Origin of the sequence: Erwinia sp. BNK-24-b, from assembly GCF_047456155.1 — a bacterium.
GTDB lineage: Bacteria > Pseudomonadota > Gammaproteobacteria > Enterobacterales > Enterobacteriaceae > Erwinia > Erwinia phyllosphaerae.
Window position 1 is genome coordinate 2,681,917 of sequence record NZ_CP179901.1, and the last position, 22,797, is coordinate 2,704,713.

Consider the following 22,797-nt stretch of genomic DNA (forward strand, 5'->3'; position numbering starts at 1 on the left):
ACCTTACTGCATCAGGCGTTTAAAAACTTTTCCAGAAACTGGCGGGTGCGCGGCTGCTGCGGATTGCTGAATAGCGCTTTCGCTGCGCCCTGCTCAACAATTCTGCCCTGATCCATAAAGATGGCGCGATCGGCCACGTCACGCGCAAAGCTCATTTCATGCGTAACGATGACCATAGTGCGGTTCTCCTGCGCCAGCGCACGGATAGTGTTCAGCACTTCACCTACCAGCTCCGGGTCCAGCGCGGAGGTTGGTTCGTCAAACAGAATGACCTCGGGGCGCATGGCCAGCGCGCGTGCAATGGCCACGCGCTGCTGCTGGCCGCCGGAAAGCCGACGCGGATAGCTCTCTTCCTTGCCCTCTAAGCCCACCTTTTGCAGCAGTTCACGTGCGCGCGCTATCGCCTCTGCTTTCGCCTCGCCCTTGACGATGGTTGGCCCTTCAATAATATTTTCCATCACCGAGCGATGCGGAAACAGATTAAAGTTTTGAAAGACAAAGCCGACCTGCTGACGCAGGCGACGCACCTGCTCTTTCTGCCGGTTGAGGCTTTCTGCGGCATCAATCAGGATATCGCCCACCTTAATGGTGCCGCTATCCGGCGTTTCCAGCAGGTTGATGCTGCGCAATAAGGTGGTTTTGCCTGAGCCGCTTGGCCCGATAATCGCCACAACTTCGCCGGCCGCAACTTCCAGATCGATGCCGTGCAGCACCGTCTGGCCGTTAAACTTCTTTACCAGCCTGTTGACTTCAATGGTACTCATTTTGCCTCCCGATCCTGGCGATTAACGTGGTTTTCCAGCCTGCTTTGCAGTACGGAAAGCAGCGTTGCCATGACCCAGTAAATCAGCGAGGCCGCCAGATACATGGTGAAAACTTCCAGCGTACGCGACGTAATCAGCTGCGCCTGGCGAAACAATTCAGGCACCTGAATCGTGGCGGCCAGCGAGGTGTCTTTAACCAGGCTGATAAAGCTGTTGCCGAGCGGCGGCAGCGCTGTACGAGCGGCCTGCGGCAGGATAACGCGACGCAAAGTCTGCCAGCGAGTCATGCCGATGCTGGCAGCCGCCTCCCACTGACCGCGTTCAATGGCGGCGATAGCGCCACGCAGCGATTCAGAAGCATAAGCGGCAGTATTCAGCGACAGGCCAATCATCGCGGAGGGAACAGGATCCAGCTCAATACCAAACTGCGGCAGGCCGTAGTAGATCATAAACAGCTGGGCAATCAGCGGCGTACCGCGAAAGATCGACACGTAAAAACGTGACAGCCAGGCTATCGGCCAGAAGTGCGACAAACGCATCATCGCCAGAACAAAGCCCAGCAGCAGGCCAAAGAACATGCCGCCAATGCTGAGCTGTAAGGTAAACAGCGCGCCCTTTAATAAAAAAGGTGCTGAATCCAGCACCAGTTGTAAACTTTCCTGCATTATTTAGTTACGTCCACGCCAAACCACTTGTCAGAAATTTTCGCCAGCGAACCGTCCTGCTGCATCTCTGCAATCGCTTTATCGATGGCGGCCAGCATGTCAGGGTTGCCCTTACGTAGCGCTACGCCCGCTTCCTGACGGGAGAAGGCCGGACCGGCTACCGCCAGCGTTTTACCGGTTTTCTTCACCAGGTCCAGCGCGGCCAGGCGATCGACCAGAATCGCGTCAATACGGCCTACGCGCAGATCCTGATATTTAGTTGGGTCGTCATCATAGGTACGGATATCCACACCCTTCACGTTTTCACGCAGCCACTGTTCGTAGTTGGTGCCCAGACCCAGGCCCACTTTCTTGCCGCTGAGATCGGCAGGCTTAGTGATGCTGTCGGCCTTGTCGGCTTTGGTCAGCGCCTGAATACCAGAGATGGTGTACGGCGTGGAGAAATCATATTTCTTTTTGCGTTCGTCAGAGATAGTGACCTGATTGATCACCACATCAATACGCTTTGAATCTAATGAAGCCAGCATGCCATCCCATTTGGTCGGCTTAAGGCTGGCCTTTACGCCCAGATGCTGTGCCAGCGCGTTGGCGAAGTCGACTTCAAAACCGGCCAGCTTGCCGTTTTCATCCTGAAAGCTGAACGGCGGATAGGTGCCTTCCAGCCCGACCAGCAGCGTGCCGCGCTCTTTTACTTTGTTCAGCAGATTTTCTGCAGCAAAGGTTTTAGTGGTGACACCAGCAACCAGGGCCAGCGACATCACACCTAGCACCAGTTGACGACGAACCAGAGAAAAATTCATAAGCACTCCATGTTGAGAGACCATAGTCATTTGTTATTTGAGCCGCAGTCCACGGCGGTTTCAACCTACAGGATGATAAGCAAACAGCGCAGGCGAGCCGCCCGTATGTATAAACAGAATCGGGCCTTCGCGGCGAAAACGTTTCTGCGTGATGCCGTCGAGCAGCCCAGCCATCGCTTTGCCAGTATAGACCGGGTCAAGGAAGATTCCTTCCAGCCTTGCCAGCAGTTTGATCGCCTCAATGCCCTCTTCGCTCGGCATACCGTAGCCCGGCGCAAAGTAGTCATCCCATAAGGTAACAGGCGCCTGCGCTTTTAGTTCCAGCGAGGCCGCCAGCTCCTGCTGAATACTTACCACTTTTGGTTGTTGTTCGGCGATCTTACGCGAGACGGTGACGCCCACCAGCTCCGTTTCCGGCAGCAGCTGTTCCAGCCCGACGGCCAGTCCCGCATGGGTTCCTGCACTGCCGGAAGCGACTACGACTGCGGCGAAATCTACCACGCCTTCGCTCTGATGGGCAATTTCTTGAGCACATTCTACGTACCCGAGCGCGCCCAGGGCGTTAGATCCACCAACCGGTACGATATAAGGCCGGAAGCCCTGAGCCTCCAGCCGCGTGGCGTGTTCGGCCATCTGTGCAGCAGGATCGTGCAGCGCATCCACCATAACCACTTCTGCATCCAGAAGATCCAGCAATAAACGATTGCCGTTAGAAAGGTAATTTTCAATCCCGGTGATCCCGGGATTTTCCAGGAGAGCGACGCACTTCAGGCCAAGCTTTGCCGCCACCGCCGCCGTCTGGCGAACGTGATTTGACTGAATGGCACCCGCAGTAAGCAGAACGTCGGCCCCCTGGCGCAGCGCATCTGCCGCCAGGAACTCCAGCTTGCGCAGCTTATTACCGCCCAGCGCAACAGGCGTGACGTCGTCACGTTTAATAAAGATATCGCGGCCGACATAGTCGGAAAGACGAGGAAGGTGCTCAAGAGGCGTCGGAGCGCCGAGCAGTTCCAGCCGGGGAAAAGAGTGTAAAAGATGTAAGGACAACGCGGCCTCCACAGCAGCAATGGGTCATCCTTACAGTCTTACAGAAGATAGCGAAAAGGTAACGTAAAAGAGGCTGCCATTCCCAACCTAATTGCGCTGCCAGCCTAAAAACTGGTCATACTTGCGCAAAGCGATGCGGTAATTATTATTGCCTGCAGCGGGCAGGTCATTTTCCAGACATTCGTGCCAGCTGTTGCCAGCCAGCCGTTCCGCCGGGAAATTACGGGCCGACAGCATACCGTCAAGGCGACGCAGGCGAACAACATATTCGCGGATCGTGCTGGGGCTCATCTCGGTCTGTTCAAACAGATACTGTTTAAACGCCATGATGTCAAAATAGGTAGGGTTCGTGTTGCAGTAAATATCACTGCAAAAACGGCACAGGGCGGTCAGCTCAAGCTGGAGCTTCGACCAGACCTGGTCGTCGATAGGCTGGTCCATGCGGGCAATCGCCTCTTTATTGATGATTTGCCCGCGAAAAACCAGCGCCATACGATCAAGAACTTTACTGCAATGTGAGCAATTGCTCTGGCTGTGCTTAAAATCTTTCAGATAGCGGCTCAGCGGCCTCATTTTAGTTTTGGATCCCATTTGGAGTCCCCGGTTGGTGTTGAGAGTGCAATACTGACTCTGTCAGCGCGCTCCCGTTAACCGGGCGCGCAGGCGTTTTATCGCCTGACTGTGCAGCTGGCTAACCCGGGATTCCCCGACCTCCAGCACTGCGCCAATCTCTTTCAGATTCAGCTCTTCCTGGTAATAAAGCGTCAGCACCATTTTTTCGCGCTCGGGCAGGGCCTCAATCGCTTCAATGACGCGTTCGCGAAGATTCCCTTCCATTAACTGGTGGAGTGGGTTAGCCTCTTCATGGCCTTCCGTCACCAGCTCCGCGCTGTCGCCGTGCTCCTCACGATATTCGTCGTAAGAGAACAGCTGGCTGTTATTGGTATCCAGCAGAATCTGCCGGTACTCTTCTAATGACAGGTCCAGTTGCGCAGCAATTTCCTGCTCGCTGGCCGGTCTTCCAAGGCTCTGCTCGACGCGATGCATCGCGCTGGCCACTTCACGTGCGTTACGGCGCACGCTGCGAGGTGCCCAGTCGCGGCTGCGAAGCTCATCAAGCATTGCGCCGCGTATCCGCTGTACGGCATAAGTGGTGAAAGCCGTTCCCTGAAGCGCGTCGTAACGCTCCACGGCATTCAGCAGCCCTATGCCACCCGCCTGCAGGAGGTCGTCCAGTTCAACACTGGCGGGCAACCTGACCTGTAAGCGCAGCGCCTCATGACGCACCAGCGGCACGTAGCGCTGCCACAGCGAGTTTTTATCCATCACGCCACCGACGGTATATAGATCGTTCACTATGACTATCCTGCGTTAGTTAAGTTATCGGCATGATTATCCGTTTCTGTAGTACGGATTGATTGGGGGAATAGCGGTGAAAAAGGCGGGTTATTTCATTTTTGTTGAAAAAAGCGGCATTGCGCGCCGCTTTTTACCAAAAGCTAACGTAACTTTTGCAATCTCTCGCGGGTTGCCTGAGGAACACGATCCCACAGTGCACAGGTTTGGCCAATAAGCTCCTGATAAGAAGCGCTTAACTCTTCATCCGCTGCCAGCGCGTGCCGAAAAGCTACTTTGCCGGTGGCGGCGTCAATGGTCAGCAGGCGGCTGGAAAACAGCCGTTGCAGGTCGCTGCGCAGAAAAAGGCCGTTGTCCACGTTATTATCTTTCGGAAAACCGCTTTCATTTTCTTCCATATTGATGTGGCAGGCTTCTACCCACGGACAGCTGGCGTTTTCGTGCAGGCGCGTGCCGGTAATCACACAGGCGCCATAGCGTTCGCGCACGGCGCTGCTAAAAGATTGCTGGCTGATTCGCTGCCACAATCGGGCTTTTACCCGACGCCCGACCTGGGTGCCCGGCATCACGCCAGCGGTTGGCGGCAGCAGCGGCGAGCTTAGTACCACCAGAAATTGCAGTTGACGAGAATATTCAAAACAGGGGCGCGTCTGGCTGTCATAAAGCTGCCAGTACTCTTCTTCTTCATCCGTACGCAGCAGGCTCAGCGTAAAGCCGCGCTGCGCCATCAGGCTTTGCGCCATGATAGAAGCCGGATCCAGCATCGCTACCACTCTGCTTTCGCCCATTACTTTCCAGACGTTCCAGGGCGCAGGCGCGGGCGGACGTCGAAAATAGAGAAAGCTTTCCTGGCGTTGTAAATAGTGTTCAAAGCGCTGTAGATAGTTTTTGCGTTCGTTGTCATTAGAGATAAAAAGCACGTCGTCCAGTTCAGGATGAATATCACGGCTGGCGAAAACCGCCCGGATAATCCAGCTTTTACTGGAGGTCGAAGGACTGAGTAACCCCCGAGGCGTTAAAGATTTATCCTCGGGATATTTCTGGCTGTAGCGTTCGGCGATCTCGTCGAACGGCAACACTTCGCCAGGCAGCAGGTCATAATTGAAGCGCATGTCACACTCCGCAAAAAAGAGGAAAATACTTTGTTATAAAAAATGGTTATCGGCGCGGCGGGTTAAAACTCCAGCATCTGTGCAAGAAACCAGATAAGTCTTAGTCTGCGGGATGAAGTAAGCCAAACAGGAAGATGTATTACCCGGCTTAGCAGAAAGGAACCCTGCTCTGAAGGAAAATGAGCAATCCAGAGGGTATAAAAAATGAAGGCAAAACTTTCTTTAAGGTAAAGGCTATCAGTACTTAAAGAACCCGCTGTCAGCAGCCTTCATCTTTTTAACCTGCCGGACACGCCTGCTGCCCGGCAGTAATATTATTAATTAACTTACGGCGCTGGTGGTCGCGTATTTCTTTTTCAGCGCAGCCAGCTCTTTTTTCAGCGCGTCAATGCTGACCAATGGGATCTTCGGCGGCAGGCAGCCGTGCTTTTCCTGAAAATGCGTGGCGGCAACCAGGCTAATCGCACGGGAAGAGAGCTTGCCGGAAATGGTTGACTGTTGCGGGCTCCAGCCTTCATCACCCAGATAATCGCCCGAATTTTCAATATCCGGAAAATAGTGGTAGGAGGGATGAAACCCGGCCTTAATGACCGCATAGGTATGGTCAAGGTGCTCGACGGCATTATAGTAAATCTCATCCATCAGCCCGACTTTATCCAGGCACTTTCTGGAGTAATAGCAAAAAGCGCCGACGCATGCGTTATAAATCGGCATCGAAAAATCGCCGTAATCCATGGTGTAACAAGGCTTTGGCGTGCCGTCCGCCAGCATATTTTTATCACCGTGCTGGCTGAAGTTAAAATGCTGAATACCGGTACGCGCCGATAAAGAAATATATTGCGCAAAAACCGCCGGATCTTTAACGAAAATATCATCCTCGATCAGAAAAAAGTGATCCACGTTTTCTGCCTGGAGATAGCGCAGCGCTATATTTTTACTGCGCCCTACTCCCTGATTAATTTCATTATGATGAAGATAACAGTCCAGTTCCGCCAGCTCGGGATAATAAGCGCCATCGTTAACCACAACTAACGCGTCGATAATATCGCGAGGCAGCGACTGATAAAGTTTAAAAAGACCGGCTTTACGGTTGTAGGTCACAATGCCTACGCCAATTTTTTTTCCGTCAATCATCTTGCACCTTCGAACTTTTTTTACGGACGGGCAGCTGGCCGCCTGAAGCTGGCCAGCTGCCGTTTTCATTCATAATTAACCGCGCGGCAGCCAGGCGTTTTGCCAGTCAACCAGACCTTCGTCACGCAGCATCCAGTCGCGGAAAACACCGTCGCGCAGCGCATCACCGCGCGCGGCCAGCGCATCCATATCGGCCAGGTGTTCGCGAATGGCGTTCATCCAGTCTTTATAACGGTTGGTTACGCGGGTAACCGGCAGATCGCAGCGGTACGGTTCGATATCGGTACAGATTACCGGCACGCCGCAGGCACCTAATTCCAGCAGACGCAGGTTACTTTTACATTCGTTAAAGAAGTTCATCTCTAACGGCACCAGCGCCAGGTCCAGATTTAACGTTGCCAGCTTCTCCGGATAAAACTCAAACGGCACGCCGTAGTGGAACTCGCACTTCACGTTCTGCGGTTTCATGCCCATAAAGACCCACTCCACCTCGTTTTCCAGCTCCTTCATAAAAGGCAGCAGGATCTCCAGGTCACCGGTATGGCTACTGCCCCCGGCCCAGCCGACGCGCGGCTTTTTACCCTGGCGACGCAGGCTGTTAAGCGAGGCCCACTGGTCATCAAGACGGTTCTGCGCGACCCGAATATCGTGGTGGAACGGCGCATAAGCTTCCGCCAGCGGCGCGGTGGAAACCACCAGCCAGTCCGCCTGCTCTACCGAACGGCGCAGCTGGCGCACAATATCTTTCGGCAGCTTTTTACGGAACACGCTTTTCAGCGGCAGATTGGGAATATAGTCATCATATTCCATGATGATTTTCGTATTGCTTACCTGACGGAACTGTTTGACGCGTTCAGGAATCGAAACGTCGGTAACCAGCTCCAGCAGCAGCGTATCGGGCTGGATCTGCGCCACTTCCATTACCGCAGGCAGGCCGTGCGTCAGGCCGCCTTCCAGAATAAGATGCCCTTCCAGCGCTTTAAACGGCTTGATGACGCGGTAGTTGCCGCAGCCGGTCAGGTTTTTATGGCAGGCCATCATTACCGGCAGCGGACGGCCAGGCAGCGGCTGCTGATAGCGTGACTGACGCGTGCCCAGCTGGAAGTTGCCGCCGACTTTGGTCAGCTGGCGGTTATAGCTGATATCCACGCTGAGCTCGCCGCGCCATTTTTCACGCAGCGTGTCAAAAACATCCGGGCCGACATGAGAAGCGATACCCACTTCCTCACCCAGCACGCGGGTTGCGCCACCCATGTGCAGCACGCGCGCATGTGGCGTCCAGACGGTCAGATAACCGTTGGCACGCGCTTTCAGGGCAAAGTCGACATCGCCCAGGTAAACCGGGAACTCGTCAACGCTAAAGCCGCCCAGCTCCACAAAAACTTCTTTTGGCACCATCATGCAGGCTGCGCTGACGGCGGTAACGTTAAGCGTTGATTTCAGGCGTTGCATATAGCCCGGATTATCTACGCTTACCCCCTCATAGACCGGCGATAAACCTAAGCCGACCCCGGCCACGATGCCCGCATGCTGCACGCGGCCATCGTGATATTCCAGTCGCGCACCGATAATCCCTACTTCCGGCCGCATAGCGTGTTCGACCATCGCCGACAGCCACTCGCCCTCAACAATTTCGGTATCGTTGTTTAAAAACAGCAGCAGGTCGCCGCGCGCCTGTTCAACGGCAAAGTTGTTAATCGCCGCAAAGCTGAACGCCTGCGGCCAGCGCAGAACGCGTAACTGATCGATACCGAGCGCTTCCAGCTGCGCCAGATATTCACAGGTCGCTGCATCCTGAGAATTATTGTCAACGATCAGCAGCTCATAGTGGAGCCACTGCGTTTTTTCCATCAGGCTTTCGATACAGCGACGCAGCAACGGCAGGCGATCGCGGGTTGGAATGATGATGGAAACCAGCGGCTGCTGCGGGTGCGTAAAGCGTACGCGATGCAGACCGGGCAAAAGACCAGGTTCAACGGTCGCGGCCAGATTACAGCGCGCCAGATGCGCAGCCGTGCTGGCTGCGCTTTCCGCCATAATTTCCGGCTGCTGTAGCCAGCTCTCAAAGATAACCGGCACCAGCATCAGCGCATCGGCAATATGGCCAACAGACTGTGAGCCGCGGCTTTCAATAAATTTCCACGCCAGGTCAATCCCGCCCAGTCTTGTATAGGTGGCGTCAAACCCGCCCACTTCACGCGCGGCCGCCACGTTAATCAGCAGCTGTTCGCCAATATAAGGCTGGCTGCGCAACAGGTCGATATTCAGGTCGGGCTTAAACAGGCTTTCGGCGGCGAGCAGGTTTTCGCCGTTAACGCTGTCGCAGTACCATAGCGCTGCATCGGGCTGGCGCAGGCGATGTTCGGCAAAAACCAGCAGCGCCCACGGTACCAGCTCGCAGCCTGCCGTCACCAGTAACAGCGAGTCCGCTTCGGTTTCTTTAAACAGCGCGGCCAGCTGCTGGCTGTCGCTTATCGTTTCAGTCAGCGCCGGTTGCAGATACTGATCGGTCAGCGAGGCACGCGTTTTTTCTACCGCCGCGCTGTCGCCGTGCGGATCCAGAATAACCAGACCAATGTTTCCCGTTTCCGGCATCTGATTAATAAAAGAGAGCAGCACGCTGATGCGTGCTTCTGAAGGCTGACGCGTTTTCAGCCAGCTTTCCAGCACGCGCGATTTTTCCGCATCGTCGGCAATGACTTTGCGGTGCAGCGTCAGGCTGGCGACTTCAGCGTCGTTGATCAGTAATTTGTCAGCTTTTGGCAAACGCGCCATCAACGCCTTGAGTTGCGCGCTGAGCGACCACTGCTGAAAGGCTTCTGCACGATAGCTTTGCGCCCACTGCCACGCATCGGCATAGGGTTCGATAATATCGGCTGCCCACTCTTCCGGGCTCTGGTGCGGCGCGCTGCCGTAATCGGCCGCGAAGTGCGAATCCAGCGCCGCTTCCAGCGTGTCGTCATTAACGTAGCCAGCGCCGGATACGGTATCGGTAAGGTAGGCAGGAATACCAGCGGCGACGGCCTGCACCATCGAACGCGTCTGGCCCATCACCACCTGATAAGTGCCCAGAAAATCCGGCGTCAGTTCGATATCGCGGCGCTGTGAACTAATGTGGTCGAGCTTAATGCCCTTTTCCGCCAGCAGCGTGCGCAACGCGCTGACTTCTTCGTTTTGCTCTTCGGAAATAAGCAGAATACGCGACAGTTCAGGCATCGCTCGCGGCTGAACCTGGGCGAAGCTGTCGTTAACGGAAAGAGGAAATAGATGAAGTTTGCGCTGATCGATGCCTTTAAGCGCGAGTTTCGCATAGGAAATTGCGGAAACGGCCAGGCTAAAGGCGGCCAGCTTGTTTTCCAGAGCCGCACCGTAAGGCAGATCCTGGTCCGCATAGGCGTAGTAGTGTTGGAAAACGCAAACGCCAGTTATTTCGCCTTTCTGCAGGGCTGAGATCATTTTCAGACTCATATAACCCTGGCAAATCCAGATTAAATCGTAGTGCGCTGCCAGAGGATGTTCATCCTCCATAAAGCACTGCACATTACCGCTTTTTTGCAGTTCCTTTAGCCGCCGTAAATAGGTGCCTTCCACCAGCCGGGTGACCAAATCTATCTGCCAGCCCTGCGCGTGGAAATGGTCGACCACATCCATCAGGGTCGTTTCTGTATCGGTTAACCGGTTAAGTTGATCAATAGTAATTAAAAGACGATTCATACATTTTCTCCGCGCCATCTTATGTGGGCAAGATAGAAAAAACCCGGCCGTAGCCGGGTCGACGAAACGTGTCGTGCAAGATTACTGCAGCAGGGACAGAACGCCCTGTGGAACCTGGTTGGCTTTTGACAGCACGGAGGTACCAGCCTGCTGAAGGATCTGCGCCTTCGACATGTTTGAAACTTCTGTTGCGTAATCAGCATCCTGGATACGTGACTGTGACGCGGTCAGGTTGGTCACAGAAGTGTTCAGGTTGTTGATGGTGGATTCGAAACGGTTCTGAATCGCACCCAGGCCGCTACGTGCGGTGTCGACGTTCTTGATGCGCGCATCCAGGTCTGACAGGTCGCCGCCGGTCACGCTGAACGTTGCGCCCAGGCCAGAAGTCTGGAAGCCAGCGCCGGACATGTCGATGCTGATCACGTTGGCATCGGTAGAGTCGTTAGCACCAACCTGGATGTTTACGCTGCCAGTGGTGTTGAAGATTGCCGTGCCGTTAAAGGTGCTTGCCGCGCCGATACGGTTGATTTCAGACAGGCGTGCGTCAACTTCTTTCTGGATTGAGTCGATGTCGTCGGCGCTGTTGGTGCCGTTTTTCGCCTGCACGGTCAGTTCACGGATACGCTGTAAGTTGGTGTTGACCTCGTCCAGTGAACCTTCAGCGGTCTGGGTCAGAGAGATACCATCGTTGGCGTTACGTGCCGCCTGAGTCAGACCTTTGATCTGAGAGTTCATGCGGTTAGCAATAGCTTCACCCGCGGCATCATCTTTTGCGCTGTTGATACGCAGGCCAGAAGAAAGACGCTCGATTGCGGTGCTCAGAGAAGCCTGTGATTTGTTCAGGTTGTTCTGAGTAGTCAGTGACATGATGTTAGTGTTAATAACGGACATAATAGTTTCCTTCAAAATCAGTAAGTTTATTAAGCTGAGCCTTCACGCTCACGGCGTCTGTCACCGTTACTCACGTTATCGGTTCGCTTAATCCGAACTTTAGAAAAAAAGTTGATAAACGACTAACTCGTTGAAACTATTGCACTAAAATCACTGACCAGCTTGAACAATCTGCTTATTTCTTCACCGCCCCGTTTAGCAGAGCGGGATATAATGAAAGCTATCATAGAGAAGTGCCGAAAAAACGATCTGGTTAATTACCTGCGAATCCCCCTCTTATTCTGCCTATTGAAAATTTTCGCCCGGCGTAAACTTTTCTTCTCTGCGGCCGATATGTGTATTGACCATATCTCATTCTTTAAGGATCCCCTATGGCAAGTGTAAGCTCGCTTGGCGCTGGTACCAGTCTCGATTTGGATACGCTCTATACCAATCTGGAAACCGCTGAGAAGACCAAACTGACCACCATTACCGATCAGCAAACGACCTATAACTCTAAGCTTAGCTCTTATAGCAAGCTGCAAAGTTCCATGGCGGCGCTGGAAACGGCTGCGGCTGCGCTAACCAAATCTACGGCTTTCAGCGCGACGGCGGTGACCAGTACCAATACCGCTTTTACTGCCACGACGGATGCCACCGCCTCGACCGGAGACTATAGCGTTGACGTTACTCAGGTCGCTAAAGCGCAGACGCTGATTTCCGGCTCTGTCAGCAGTAATAGTACACAGCTGGGCGCAACTACCAGCGGCAATAGCCGTACGCTGACGATTACGCAGCCCGGCACGTCTACGCCTTTAAGCATTACGCTGACCGACAGCCAGACGACGCTCTCCGGCATTGCCGACGCTATCAATAAAAGCGCCGGTAACGTCAGTGCCAGTATTATTAAGGCGAGCAGCGGCGACTATCGTCTGATGCTCAGCTCAAAAAGCACCGGTACCGATGGCGATATGACCGTTAGCGTGACCGGCGACGATACTTTGCAGGGCGTTATTGGCTACGACGCCAGCTCGACCAGTACGCAAAACATGTCGGTGCAGACCGCCTCGCAAAACGCCAAGCTCAGCATTAACGGCGTCGCGATAGAGCGCAGCAGCAACAACATTACCGATGCCCTGACCGGCGTGACGCTGAATCTTAAAGCAGCCAGCACGGACTCCTCAGGCGAGACGCTGACCGTATCGCGCTCTATTGATGACACGAAAAAAACCGTCAATGCTTTTGTTACGGCCTATAACTCGCTGAAATCGACTATCGCCTCGGTAACCAAATATACCGCAGTGTCGGCAGGTGCTTCTCAGTCAAGCAGCAACGGCGCGCTGTTAGGCGACAGCGTGGTTCGCTCGGTTGAAAACAGTATGAACTCGATTCTGACTTCGGTGCAGGGTGGCTCTTACTCGATTCTTGCGCAGCTGGGTATCACTATCGATCCTTCCACGCAAAGCGATGGCTCAACCGGCGCGCTGACCGTGGACGATACCAAGCTGACCGCCGCGCTGACCGATAACCCACAGGCCGTTAGCCAGTTCTTTATCGGTGACGGTAGCAAAACCGGCTTCGCAACCCAGCTGGACAGTACTCTGACCGCCATGTTAAGCACCACGGTCGGTAAAGAAGGCATTATCAAAAACGCCGAAGACGGTATTAATACGACGTTAAAAACGCTGAGCGACAGCTACGATAAAATGAGCGATTCGATTGACGCGACGATGGCCAGGTATAAAACGCAGTTTACGAACTTAAGTACGCTCGTAAACTCACTGACCAACACGGCGAGCTATCTGACGTCGCAGTTCTCCTCTTCAGACAGCTAATTGGGCGACGATATGTATAAAGATTCAGGAGCACAGCTTTACCGCAAGGTAGGACTGGAAAGCAGCGTGCTGGGTGCCAGCCAGCAACAGCTGACCACGCTGCTGTTCGACGGGGCGCTTAGCGCCCTGGTTCGGGCACGGTTGTTTATGCAGGATGGCCAGATCGAAAACAAAGGCAATGCGATCTCCAAAGCCATCAACATTATTGAAAATGGCCTGAAAGTTGGCCTGATCGATGAAAGCGGCGACGAGCTGGCTGCCAACCTGCTCGCGCTTTATGACTACATGATAAGACGCCTTCTTCAGGGTAATCTGCAGAATGATGTCGCGGCCGTTCAGGAAGTAGAAGATCTGCTGCGCAACATTGCCGATGCCTGGAAAGAGGTTACCGCCACTACTGTTCTTCAGGACGCCGTTTAATGAATATTGCACCGCATCTGATGTCGCTTTACCAACAGTTACTCGTCCTTAGTCAGTCAATGTTGCGTCTGGCAACGGACGGGGACTGGGACCAATTGATCGAAATGGAAGCTGATTATGTCAGTGCGGTGGGAAAACTGGCGGAGTGTACGCGACAAACACCCGTCCCGGCCCAGACTCAGGCCCAGTTAAGGCCTGTGCTGCGCCATATTCTCGATAACGAAGCGGAAGTCAAAACCCTGCTGGAAGCGCGTAAAGAGCAGCTTTCTGTATTAATTAGCCAGACGAGCCGTCAGAAATCCGTCAACAAAGCTTACGGCGGTATGGCAGGCGTTATTCTTTTCCCGCAAAATTCATAAGCCGGGACGCCGTTTTTCGTTACGTCTCTTCTTCGGTCAGCGCAGCGTAAAATATTTCTGCGCTGGCCCGCGCTTTTCCCGCCGCCTCTTCCATACTTCAGGTTCCCACTGATAATTATTGGAGCAATGGCATGCGCAATCCCACCTTATTGCAGTTCTTTCACTGGTATTACCCTGACGGAAGTAAGCTGTGGCCAGAAGTGGCAGAGCGTGCCGAGTGGCTGGCGCAGGCAGGCATTACCGATGTCTGGTTGCCGCCCGCCTATAAAAGTTCCGAAGGGGGAAAAGGCGTAGGTTACGCCACTTACGATCTTTTTGATCTGGGGGAATTTGAACAGAAAGGCAGCCGCGCCACGAAATATGGCGATAAAGAACAGCTGATAGCGGCGGTTAACGCGCTGAGAGCGCACGATGTCGGCGTGATCATGGACGTCGTGTTTAACCACAAAATGGGTGCCGATGAGAAAGAAAGAATTCAGGTCAATCGCGTTAACCCGGAAAACCGCGAAGAGATTGATGACGAAGTCATTGAGGCGGAAGCCTGGACACGCTTTAACTTCCCGGGTCGAGGCGGTCAGTACTCAAAATTCATCTGGGATTATAGATGTTTTAACGGCGTAGACTGCATTGAAAACCCCAATGAATTTGGCGTGTTTAAAATTGTTAACGCTTACACCGGCGATGGCTGGAATGAACAGGTTGACGACGAGCTGGGCAATTTCGACTACCTGATGGGCGCGAATATCGATTTTCGCAACAATGCCGTTACCGAGGAGCTAAAGTTCTGGGCGCGCTGGATGATGCAGCAGATCGCCTGTACCGGCTTCCGCCTGGATGCGGTAAAGCATATTCCCGCCTGGTTTTATAAGCAGTGGATCGATCATATTCAGGAAGTCGCGGAGCAGCCGATGCTGATTATTGCGGAATACTGGTCGCATGAGGTGGAGAAGCTGCAAAACTATATCCATCAGGTAGAAGGTAAAACCATGCTGTTTGACGCGCCGCTGCAAATGAAATTTCATAATGCGTCGCGCGAAGGAGCTAACTTCGATCTCAGCCAGATTTTCAGCGGCACGCTGGTTGAACACGATCACTGGCATGCTGTAACTATTGTGGCTAACCACGATACACAGCCTTTGCAGTCGCTGGAAGCGCCGGTGGAACCCTGGTTTAAACCGCTGGCCTACGCGCTAATCCTGCTACGTGAACAGGGTGTGCCCGCCGTGTTTTATCCCGACCTGTTTGGCGCCAGCTATGAAGACCAGGGCGGCGACGGCGAACAGTATCAAATCGATATGCCTGTTATTCCGGAGCTGGGGCCTTTGTTACAAGCGCGCCAGGAGTTTGCTCACGGCGTTCAGACCGAATGGTTCGACCATGCTAACTGCGTAGCTTTTGCCCGCAGCGGAACGGATGAACACGCGGGTTGCGTGGTGATTATGTCCAACGGCGAACAGGGCGAGAAGACGCTACCGCTGGGGAGTGATTTTGCCGGAAAAACCTGGAGAGACTATCTGGGCCATCGGGAAGAAAAAGTCACCTCTGACGAAGAAGGCAACGCGACTTTCTTTTGTAATGCAGGTAGCGTCAGCGTTTGGGTTATCGAAGCGTAAAAAAACCACGCGCGCGGGCGCGTGGTTTTCCTCATCAGCTTTTGCCGTTTCTTAGCATGGTCTTGTGATGCGACTTGCCGCTGCCGGAAGACTGGGAAGCGGCCTTCTTCGCCACAACCTTGTCGTTGACGTGCTTTAACGCATCCTGACATTCAGCAGTCGGCTGCGACACTTTTTGCAGCACCAGCTTGTCGTAATGCAGCGCCTGGCCTTCCAGCTCCAGCGGCATGACGCGCACCTCATTATTAATATTGACCCAGTCACCGGACAACAGCGTAATTTTGCCCGGTTTGGCGATAACCCGCTGCCACTGGCGGCAGTCCAGCGTATCGCCCTGCGCGGTAATAATCAGGCTAGCGACGGCCTCTTTACTGACCAGTCCCTTTTGCGGCCCCATTGTCTGCCAGTTGCCGACCAGGTTTGCGGGCGGCGGCGTTTTCACCGCGCTCTGGTAATTGGGTATTTGCGCACAGCCAGCCAGCGCAACGGCGGCTGTTAAAATCCACTTTTTCATTTTTAATTCCTGACTCGTCAACCAGGCGCTACGTTATAATCTTTTACCCGTACAATTCAAGCTGTCTCGCTCTTTGCCCTGCTCTTTTGCCCTGAGCTGATGCTGAAAAGGCGACAGCCGTGTAAACTGACGCCTCATTTTTTGCCGGACCCGTTTTATGAAGACTATTGAAGAATACTACGCCGCCGCTACCGCGCTTTTTCTTGAGGCGCATCCGGAAATCAAAGCCGGTATCGCCGCCTTAAGCGAGCAGGATGCGGCCAGCCTGGGTATGACGCTGCCACAGCTACAGCGCATGCAGAGCGATCGTGCCTACGCCGCGTTCACGCGCGAAAAAAAGCTCGACGGCATGCTGTTTGCTATTCAGCTGGCCGAACCGGATAAAGAAATAGCGGCGCAGGCTATTGAGGCCTACCTGCGCGAGCATGCCGCCGCGCTGGGCATGAGCTGGGAAGAGTTTTGCATTAAAAACGAACTGTAGCCGATCGGTTTTTGTTCTCTCTCCGGCGTGAATGCGCTGCCCTTTTCGCGCCGGATCCCGATAAATTTTTTCTGATTTTTAGGACCGCCTTTCTTTGGGAATTCTCTCAAACAGAAAAAAGGTAGTCATTTATAGTGCGTAAAGCACATTTTTTTACGGTATATATAGCGCTTCCCGGATAAAGCAATTGAAAATCAGGTTGCGTGTCATAACTGGCCGAAAGATTGAAATTGAATAACCACAAGGATATTCTTGACGGGCAATCGTACAGGAATATTTTTCTTGATTTTATTAAGGTGCAACGCCTGGCGCTACTTCACTTTATCTTTTAAAACCATAAGCATAAAAAACAGCGCGTGCCGCTTCTCACGGCATCAACGCCCCTTTGGTCACGACATTGCCATGAATAAAGTTTGAGCAACTCAATGCCACTAAGCAAATATAAATTCAACCTGGTTATCCTGTTATTTTTTATCACGCTGAGCATGGCGCTGCTGGGACTTTATTGCCGCACGAACGCCGCACTTTCGCTGTTCTGGCCGTGTAACGCCCTGCTGTTGGGTTTACTGGTTCGTTTTCCTCAGCTTAGTTCGGCGCTGACGTTTCCCTCAATTTATGCAGGCCTGGTAACGGCGGATATCGCTTTTGGTACGCCGGTGGGCGCCTCGGCCGGAATGGATGCGGGCAACCTGGCTTTTATCGTTACCGGCATGGGCGTATTGTTGACCAGCTATCCCGCCCAGCCTCATCCACGCCGCCTGCAGGCGCTAAATCGCGTCTTTCCTGCCTCCGTGATTGGTGCAGCCGTCTGCGGCGTGATCGGCGCCGTTGCCAGCAAGCACTATTTCCATGATGACCTGGTAAAAGGCTGGATTTCGTGGTTTTGCGAACAGGTCTCAACGTCTATCATGCTGCTGCCGCTGGTGATTACCCTGCCCCGCAGCGATGAGCTGCCCGAGCTGGTAAAAGAGATGAAAGCCGCTTCGCCGCTGCCCTTGATGTCGCTGCTGGCCTCGGTTGCCTTAGGGATTTACGTTGGCGGCGGCGGCAGCCTGATTTTTCCTCTGCCTGCGCTGATGTGGTGCGCCGTAAGCTATCCGCTGTTTATCACCTGCCTGTTGACGATGGCGACGGGTATTACCGAAATTATTCTGGTTGCCAGCAACGTGTTTACTATTCAGGGCAGAGACGACTTCTTCCTGATTGACAGTCTTGCCGCCGCGCGTCTTGGCGTGGCGGCCATGACCATCAGCCCGCTGATTGTTTCTTTGAGCGCCACCGCCAATAAAAAGCTGGTGGCGCGCATTACCCGACGCGCAGATTACGACCTGCTGACCGGCGCACTAACCCGTAGCGGCCTGGCCGCCAGGCTGGATGCGCTGGCTGCCCGCAGGAACCACGTTTTTTACGGCGCGGCCTTTGTCGTGGATATCGATCATTTTAAAAGCATTAACGATACCTGGGGACATGCGGCAGGCGACTATGTGCTGGCACAAACCGTTGAGCGTATTCGCCAGACGCTACAGCAAACGGCCATTATCAGCCGCATGGGCGGCGAAGAGTTCTTGATTCTGATTGAAGGCATTTCACAACATCGCGCTTTCCTGCTGGCCGATCGCCTGCGTCGGAGCATTGAGCAGCACGCCATCATTTTAAACGACCAGGATTTAAGCGTAACGGTCAGTATTGGCATCAGCACGCTGAGCCTTGTCGATGCCCACAGCCTGGACGAATCAATAAAAAGCGCCGATAAGCAACTTTACGTGGCCAAAAGCAGCGGCAGAAACCGCGTCTGTCCGGAATTTGTGTTGTAAAAAAGCCGCCATCGCTGGCGGCTGAGTCTGGTTTCGCGCTGGCCGCTCGTTGCAAAGATGCAGCATCGGCGGGTCAATAATAAGCAATTTTACGATCGGTACCGTTAATGTTGATCGTAATATAGCCCGCAGTTGGCGTTGAGGGCGCTGTTGCAGGCGTTGTCGCTATCGTCAACACGCCCTTTTCATTCGCCCCAACGCCCGCCAGCCCGTTATGCAAACTCATCCGCGCGTTGACCATAGTCGTTCCCAGCAGATTAATATCGGTAACTTCGCTCATGTTGGGCTGAAAGAAACAGCATTCACCGGATTCAAAACGGCTTGGCCCTGTCGCCCGCAGGTTAAAAGAGGTGTCGCCGCTGTTGGCTTTCACTTTGATAAAGACTTCTGCATAGGTCATGCCGATGCGATTGATCTTCACGTCCAGCACCGAAGGCAATCCTTTATGCTGAATGTCGCCATAGATGCCGTTCCAGCAGCGGGAAATATTCAGCCATGTCATGCATGAGCCGGTTGAGGTCGTGGGATTGCCCGCCGGTTTCTCCAGCGCTTGCGTGTTCTGCCTGCCGACAATTTCAAATATCCACTGCAGGTTATCTTTGGGGAAATTGATTTTCCCCAGGTTAAACCATTTATCGGCGCTGCTGTTATTTGATACCCGGTAACCGGAATACCAGCCAGCCCGAACAGAACCGTTAAGCAAAATGCCGTAGTGCTCATCGCGCCGCCAGCTGTATTCGTATGAAGACAACCAGCGGCTTTCGTTATCGTAACGTAAATCCAGATTGCTTCCGCCCTGCAGATTGATCTGCCGAAGCTGTACGCGGCTGTTGGTCATATCCAGTTTGTTGGGACAATCTTCCACGCTCAGCGCGTCCACAATCCATTCGCCATCGCGCAGATTGCCAGGAAAACGGCTGTGCTCAATCCAGACGTTATGGATCATCCCCTGAGTAACGCGCGGCATAGACAGGCTGGCATCGCCGTAGCCGTAGTGAAAATGGGCGTTGGTAAGCTCGACCGCCGTTGAGTGATCCCAGGCCCCAAAAGCCGCGTTTGAGTGGCCAACATCAAAAATTCTGCCATAGGTATTGGCGGTATAAATTTGATTAAATTTCGAGTCCAGCGTATCAAGCAGTTTGATCACCGTTCCGCTGCAGTTGCTGGCGCGAAATGCGCTTATCAACACCGATTCACCCGCAACGATGGTATTTTCAAAGAACGGCTGCGCGTTGGAACACATGGACGCCGCGATCGCTTCTTTATGGTTATCGACGTCCGCTGACGCCTGACCATGCCATGCGATACCCTGGATAGTGGTACGGCGTGCTTTAACTTTGAATACGGGCGCGGCCGACTTATCTGAGATAATAATGGTGCGCGGTATGCCGCCGTGCGGGTTGTGGTCGCCATATAAATAGAAAAAGGGAATTTCCGTTGCCGATAAATCAATCGGGCTAACCAAAAACTTACCGGCTGGAAAGCGCACGGCGATATCTCGCATAGTAACGTCATAGCGCAGCGCCCAGTCGATCATGCTTTTTACCGACGCGGTATCGTTAGTGGTACCATTGCCTCTTGCGCCAAAGTGATAAAGATTAACTTCATCCGGATCGTTAATTACCCTGCGCCAGTAAAAACCATTGCCGGTTGCCAGGGTGCCACCGTCATCCGCTGGCGGTGAAGCCGTCACAAAACCCACGAAGTTACCGCCGCCCCGATAATAGTTGTCGCCATTATAATAGCGGCGCAATAAAGCCAGCTCGCCATTTTTAGCCGGCTTTATAGATCTCAACTCTGCAAAAGAATTAACTTCAATCATATTTACCTCCACAATAACGTGCAGTTTCTTTTAAATAAAAAATCTCCTGCACAACTCCCCTGGTGATTAAAAATTATTTCCCGGTTTCTGTTGCGCAATGTTTGGTCCATATTTCGTTATGCACGTTAATTGCTTTTACGGTTCTGACGTCCATTAATTTCCAGTCCTGCCCATAGGTATGTATCGGTGAAAATAGCGTGCAGGACGAATCAATGGCTACATCAGGACTGTTTGTCGTTGTATTGCGATTCGCGCAGCTTATTACGAGCATCGTCATCATTAAGAGCATTATTGGCGACCTGAACATTTTTACTCTCCTCGCTATTTTTTGCCTGAGTTGCCGCTACGGCGGAGATTTTGGCCGTTTCAACTTTGGCGGCCTGCACATCGGCTTTAGCCTTTTCCTGCACCTTGCCGCTTTTTTTACCGCCGAACCAGCTGGCAACTATTGCCGCAATGACTACGCCAACACCGGCGAGCGCGTGCCAGCTTCCGCTGAATAAAGAGAGAAAGGTGGTCATTTTTTATCTCCTGATGCCGGGCCTGAAGCGTCGGCCGGGGTTGATGAGCCTGAGATGGCCGGCGTATCTGCCTTAACGGGCGCCGAAGCTGAAGTCCCTGACGCAGCAGAAGCCTCAGCTTTCGCCGTAGCGTCAGACGTAGTGGATGCGACGGGCTTCCCAGGCACCGCTGAGCTGACTGATGAAGGTGACGCGTCTGATTTAGCCGATGTATCCGAAGCGCCAGCTTTCGCTGTGGCGTCAGGCGTAGTGGATGCGACGGGCTTCACAGGCACCGCTGAGCTGGCTGATGAAGGTGAAGCGTCTGATTTAGCCGATGTATCCGAAGCGCCAGCTTTCGCCGTAGCGGCAGGCGTAGTGGATGCGGCGGGCTTCACAGGCACCGCTGAGCTGACTGATGAAGGTGAAGCGCCTGATTTAGCCGATGTATCCGAAGCGCCAGCTTTCGCTGTAGCGTCAGGCGTAGTGGATGCGACGGGCTTCACAGGCACCGCTGAGCTGACTGATGAAGGTGAAGCGCCTGAAGGGGCCGTAACAGCTGATATCACTGCATTAGCCGCTGCCAGTTTTTTCTGACGCACAAACTGGGCGATAACCGCCATAGCAACCATAAACGAGGCCAGCATGCCTAAGAAATGCTGCGGCATAACGGTCTTCACATCGTCAGGCAATCCGCTTAGCGCGCTGGAGGCGGAATCCGGAAAAGATTGCACCCACGCGCCCATGGCCGACCCCGCCGAGGCCAGCCAGACGGACCAGGTTTTAAACAGCAGCTTAGAGTGAGCCACCAGCTGAATTTTACCTTTTTTACTTATCCACCAGACAATAAGCGCCACCAGCATGACCAGTAATACAAACAGAAGAAATCTCATATAGCCCCCTTCCACGCATCATAAGTGCCGCTACGCATGGCATCCGCATGACGCTTTGCCCGTTCCGGCGTCTGTTTTGCCCATACGCTGCTCAGCATACCTTCCGCTGCGCCCGTAAAATTGTTGTTGGAAATCATCACCAACGTATTTTTGAACGCGCACAGGCCGTCAATACCCAATTGATAAGCCATGCTGTAAAGCACATCTGCACGCGCATCGTTACACTGCTTTAATGCGGCCACTAATACCGGCCTGTTATTCATCTCCTTTATTTTTGCGTCCACCAGTTTCCCCATCCACACATCGCCAACTTCACGAGGGACGGTAAAATTATAATTTTGCAGCGGGGCATTTTTTGGCCCAAGCAAAATACCACAGCCAACCGTTGGATAACCTTCCGTGTCGATATAGGGTTTTTCCTTATAGCCTTCTTCAAAAGCCAGAATCTGAATTATCTTACTCATTTTTCACCTCTTCATTTTTAAAGCCGCCAGTGCGGTATCGATAAAATATTCCCTGGTGAAATTTTTATCGCAGGTGATGAATAAATACGGCTGCATCTAAGCCATATAAAAAGTATAATTTTTTTAACCATCAATATGTTTTTTAAGGCTGGATGGTTTTCAGCAAATGTCAGCCGGCGCAGAGGAAAAAATCATTTTCATCTTCCAGCTCTATTTCCAGCGCGCTTAATACGCCTTCCACAAAACCTTCTGCGGCCTGTAACTGTTTACGGATTGTTCCGTCAGCGCAGCGACGGCGACGGGCAATCGAGCGTAAAGAGATACGGTAGTGATAATGCGCTACCAGCAATGCATACTGATCGGGATGATTGACTTTCAGCCTGCTAATACAGTTGTCGAGGATCATACCGTCATTATCACTACAAACAGGCCTGCCCGCAGGGACTGCGGTAACCAGACCGCGAAAGCCAGCAGCCACGTGAGCATAATTTACACCACTGCGTTCAGTAGCCGCCCAGCCACCCCACTTTTCCAGTAAGCTTTTCATGTCTCGCATTTTGCCCCCTCACCGATTGAATAAAACAGAAGTAAAAATAATGTTTTCAGCCACTTCCCTTAAC

At 53.2% G+C, this 22,797-nt stretch carries 22 protein-coding genes; 7 read left to right on the top strand and 15 right to left on the bottom strand.

The features are described from left to right. Window positions 1-11: 11 nt before the first annotated feature. From tcyN to ACMGGR_RS12130, 10 genes are all read right to left on the bottom strand, one after another. Complete coding sequence (tcyN, locus tag ACMGGR_RS12085; RefSeq protein ID WP_246758989.1) at window positions 12-764, bottom strand: L-cystine ABC transporter ATP-binding protein TcyN; 753 nt, start codon at window positions 762-764, stop codon at window positions 12-14. Then, on the bottom strand, window positions 761-1,429 hold the full coding sequence (gene tcyL, locus ACMGGR_RS12090; RefSeq protein ID WP_246758988.1) for a cystine ABC transporter permease: 669 nt from the start codon (window positions 1,427-1,429) through the stop codon (window positions 761-763). The genes tcyN and tcyL overlap by 4 nt, the downstream gene beginning before the upstream one ends. After that, entirely contained in the window at window positions 1,429-2,229 is an 801-nt protein-coding gene (tcyJ, locus tag ACMGGR_RS12095; protein WP_414146983.1) for a cystine ABC transporter substrate-binding protein, read from the bottom strand. Before tcyJ ends, tcyL begins: the two co-directional genes overlap by 1 nt. A gap of 60 nt (window positions 2,230-2,289) precedes the next feature. After that, the gene (locus ACMGGR_RS12100) at window positions 2,290-3,276 is read right to left on the bottom strand and encodes a D-cysteine desulfhydrase (RefSeq protein ID WP_246758986.1); all 987 of its coding nucleotides are present in this window, start codon (window positions 3,274-3,276) and stop codon (window positions 2,290-2,292) included. A gap of 87 nt (window positions 3,277-3,363) precedes the next feature. Then, window positions 3,364-3,867 carry a flagella biosynthesis regulatory protein FliZ gene (gene fliZ, locus ACMGGR_RS12105; RefSeq protein WP_246758985.1) on the bottom strand — a complete coding sequence of 168 codons (504 nt, stop codon included), beginning with the start codon at window positions 3,865-3,867 and terminating at the stop codon, window positions 3,364-3,366. A 42-nt stretch (window positions 3,868-3,909) separates the two neighbouring features. Continuing rightward, window positions 3,910-4,632, bottom strand: a complete 723-nt coding sequence (locus ACMGGR_RS12110) for an RNA polymerase sigma factor FliA (protein ID WP_246758984.1) — start codon at window positions 4,630-4,632, stop codon at window positions 3,910-3,912. Window positions 4,633-4,775: 143 nt separating this feature from the next. Beyond that, window positions 4,776-5,744 carry an HNH endonuclease signature motif containing protein gene (locus tag ACMGGR_RS12115; RefSeq protein WP_414146984.1) on the bottom strand — a complete coding sequence of 323 codons (969 nt, stop codon included), beginning with the start codon at window positions 5,742-5,744 and terminating at the stop codon, window positions 4,776-4,778. A gap of 321 nt (window positions 5,745-6,065) precedes the next feature. Continuing rightward, window positions 6,066-6,878 (bottom strand): glycosyltransferase family 2 protein, encoded by an 813-nt coding sequence (locus ACMGGR_RS12120; protein WP_414146985.1) that lies wholly within the window; start codon window positions 6,876-6,878, stop codon window positions 6,066-6,068. A gap of 75 nt (window positions 6,879-6,953) precedes the next feature. Beyond that, entirely contained in the window at window positions 6,954-10,592 is a 3,639-nt protein-coding gene (locus ACMGGR_RS12125; RefSeq protein WP_414146986.1) for a glycosyltransferase, read from the bottom strand. Window positions 10,593-10,673: 81 nt separating this feature from the next. Further along, window positions 10,674-11,483 (bottom strand): flagellin, encoded by an 810-nt coding sequence (locus ACMGGR_RS12130; protein WP_414146987.1) that lies wholly within the window; start codon window positions 11,481-11,483, stop codon window positions 10,674-10,676. 371 nt (window positions 11,484-11,854) lie between these two features. Between ACMGGR_RS12130 and fliD the strand changes: the two genes are divergently transcribed. The 4 genes from fliD to amyA all read left to right on the top strand — a co-directional run bounded on the left by fliD (window position 11,855) and on the right by amyA (window position 15,689). Next, window positions 11,855-13,297, top strand: coding sequence for a flagellar filament capping protein FliD (gene fliD / locus ACMGGR_RS12135; protein ID WP_246758980.1), 1,443 nt, complete (start codon window positions 11,855-11,857; stop codon window positions 13,295-13,297). A 12-nt stretch (window positions 13,298-13,309) separates the two neighbouring features. Beyond that, entirely contained in the window at window positions 13,310-13,717 is a 408-nt protein-coding gene (gene fliS / locus ACMGGR_RS12140; protein ID WP_246758979.1) for a flagellar export chaperone FliS, read from the top strand. Next, a complete protein-coding gene (fliT, locus tag ACMGGR_RS12145; protein ID WP_246758978.1) occupies window positions 13,717-14,076 on the top strand; it encodes a flagella biosynthesis regulatory protein FliT in 360 nt (119 codons plus the stop codon). Before fliS ends, fliT begins: the two co-directional genes overlap by 1 nt. Before the next feature lie 131 nt (window positions 14,077-14,207). Beyond that, the gene (amyA, locus tag ACMGGR_RS12150; RefSeq protein WP_246758977.1) at window positions 14,208-15,689 is read left to right on the top strand and encodes an alpha-amylase; all 1,482 of its coding nucleotides are present in this window, start codon (window positions 14,208-14,210) and stop codon (window positions 15,687-15,689) included. Window positions 15,690-15,723: 34 nt separating this feature from the next. Here the strand turns inward: amyA and yedD are convergent, their stop codons facing one another. Next, on the bottom strand, window positions 15,724-16,203 hold the full coding sequence (yedD, locus tag ACMGGR_RS12155; protein ID WP_246758975.1) for a lipoprotein YedD: 480 nt from the start codon (window positions 16,201-16,203) through the stop codon (window positions 15,724-15,726). Between the two features lie 157 nt (window positions 16,204-16,360). Here yedD and ACMGGR_RS12160 point away from each other — a divergent pair, with 157 nt between their 5' ends. Both ACMGGR_RS12160 and ACMGGR_RS12165 read left to right on the top strand, forming a co-directional pair. Next, a complete protein-coding gene (locus ACMGGR_RS12160) occupies window positions 16,361-16,684 on the top strand; it encodes a DUF6388 family protein (protein WP_246758974.1) in 324 nt (107 codons plus the stop codon). Window positions 16,685-17,097: 413 nt separating this feature from the next. Beyond that, window positions 17,098-18,498 (top strand): diguanylate cyclase, encoded by a 1,401-nt coding sequence (locus ACMGGR_RS12165; protein WP_414146988.1) that lies wholly within the window; start codon window positions 17,098-17,100, stop codon window positions 18,496-18,498. Window positions 18,499-18,571: 73 nt separating this feature from the next. Here the strand turns inward: ACMGGR_RS12165 and ACMGGR_RS12170 are convergent, their stop codons facing one another. Beyond that, entirely contained in the window at window positions 18,572-20,320 is a 1,749-nt protein-coding gene (locus ACMGGR_RS12170) for an amylovoran biosynthesis protein AmsF (protein ID WP_414146989.1), read from the bottom strand. Window positions 20,321-20,541: 221 nt separating this feature from the next. Next, entirely contained in the window at window positions 20,542-20,841 is a 300-nt protein-coding gene (locus ACMGGR_RS12175; protein WP_246758969.1) for a hypothetical protein, read from the bottom strand. Window positions 20,842-20,895: 54 nt separating this feature from the next. Between ACMGGR_RS12175 and ACMGGR_RS12180 the strand changes: the two genes are divergently transcribed. Further along, window positions 20,896-21,417, top strand: coding sequence for a hypothetical protein (locus tag ACMGGR_RS12180; RefSeq protein WP_414146990.1), 522 nt, complete (start codon window positions 20,896-20,898; stop codon window positions 21,415-21,417). 292 nt (window positions 21,418-21,709) lie between these two features. Here the strand turns inward: ACMGGR_RS12180 and ACMGGR_RS12185 are convergent, their stop codons facing one another. Further along, window positions 21,710-22,177: a glycoside hydrolase family protein gene (locus ACMGGR_RS12185; RefSeq protein ID WP_246758968.1), complete on the bottom strand. Its 468-nt coding sequence runs from the start codon at window positions 22,175-22,177 to the stop codon at window positions 21,710-21,712. Window positions 22,178-22,346: 169 nt separating this feature from the next. Next, a complete protein-coding gene (locus ACMGGR_RS12190; protein ID WP_246758967.1) occupies window positions 22,347-22,733 on the bottom strand; it encodes an antiterminator Q family protein in 387 nt (128 codons plus the stop codon). Between the last annotated feature and the right edge of the window lie 64 nt (window positions 22,734-22,797).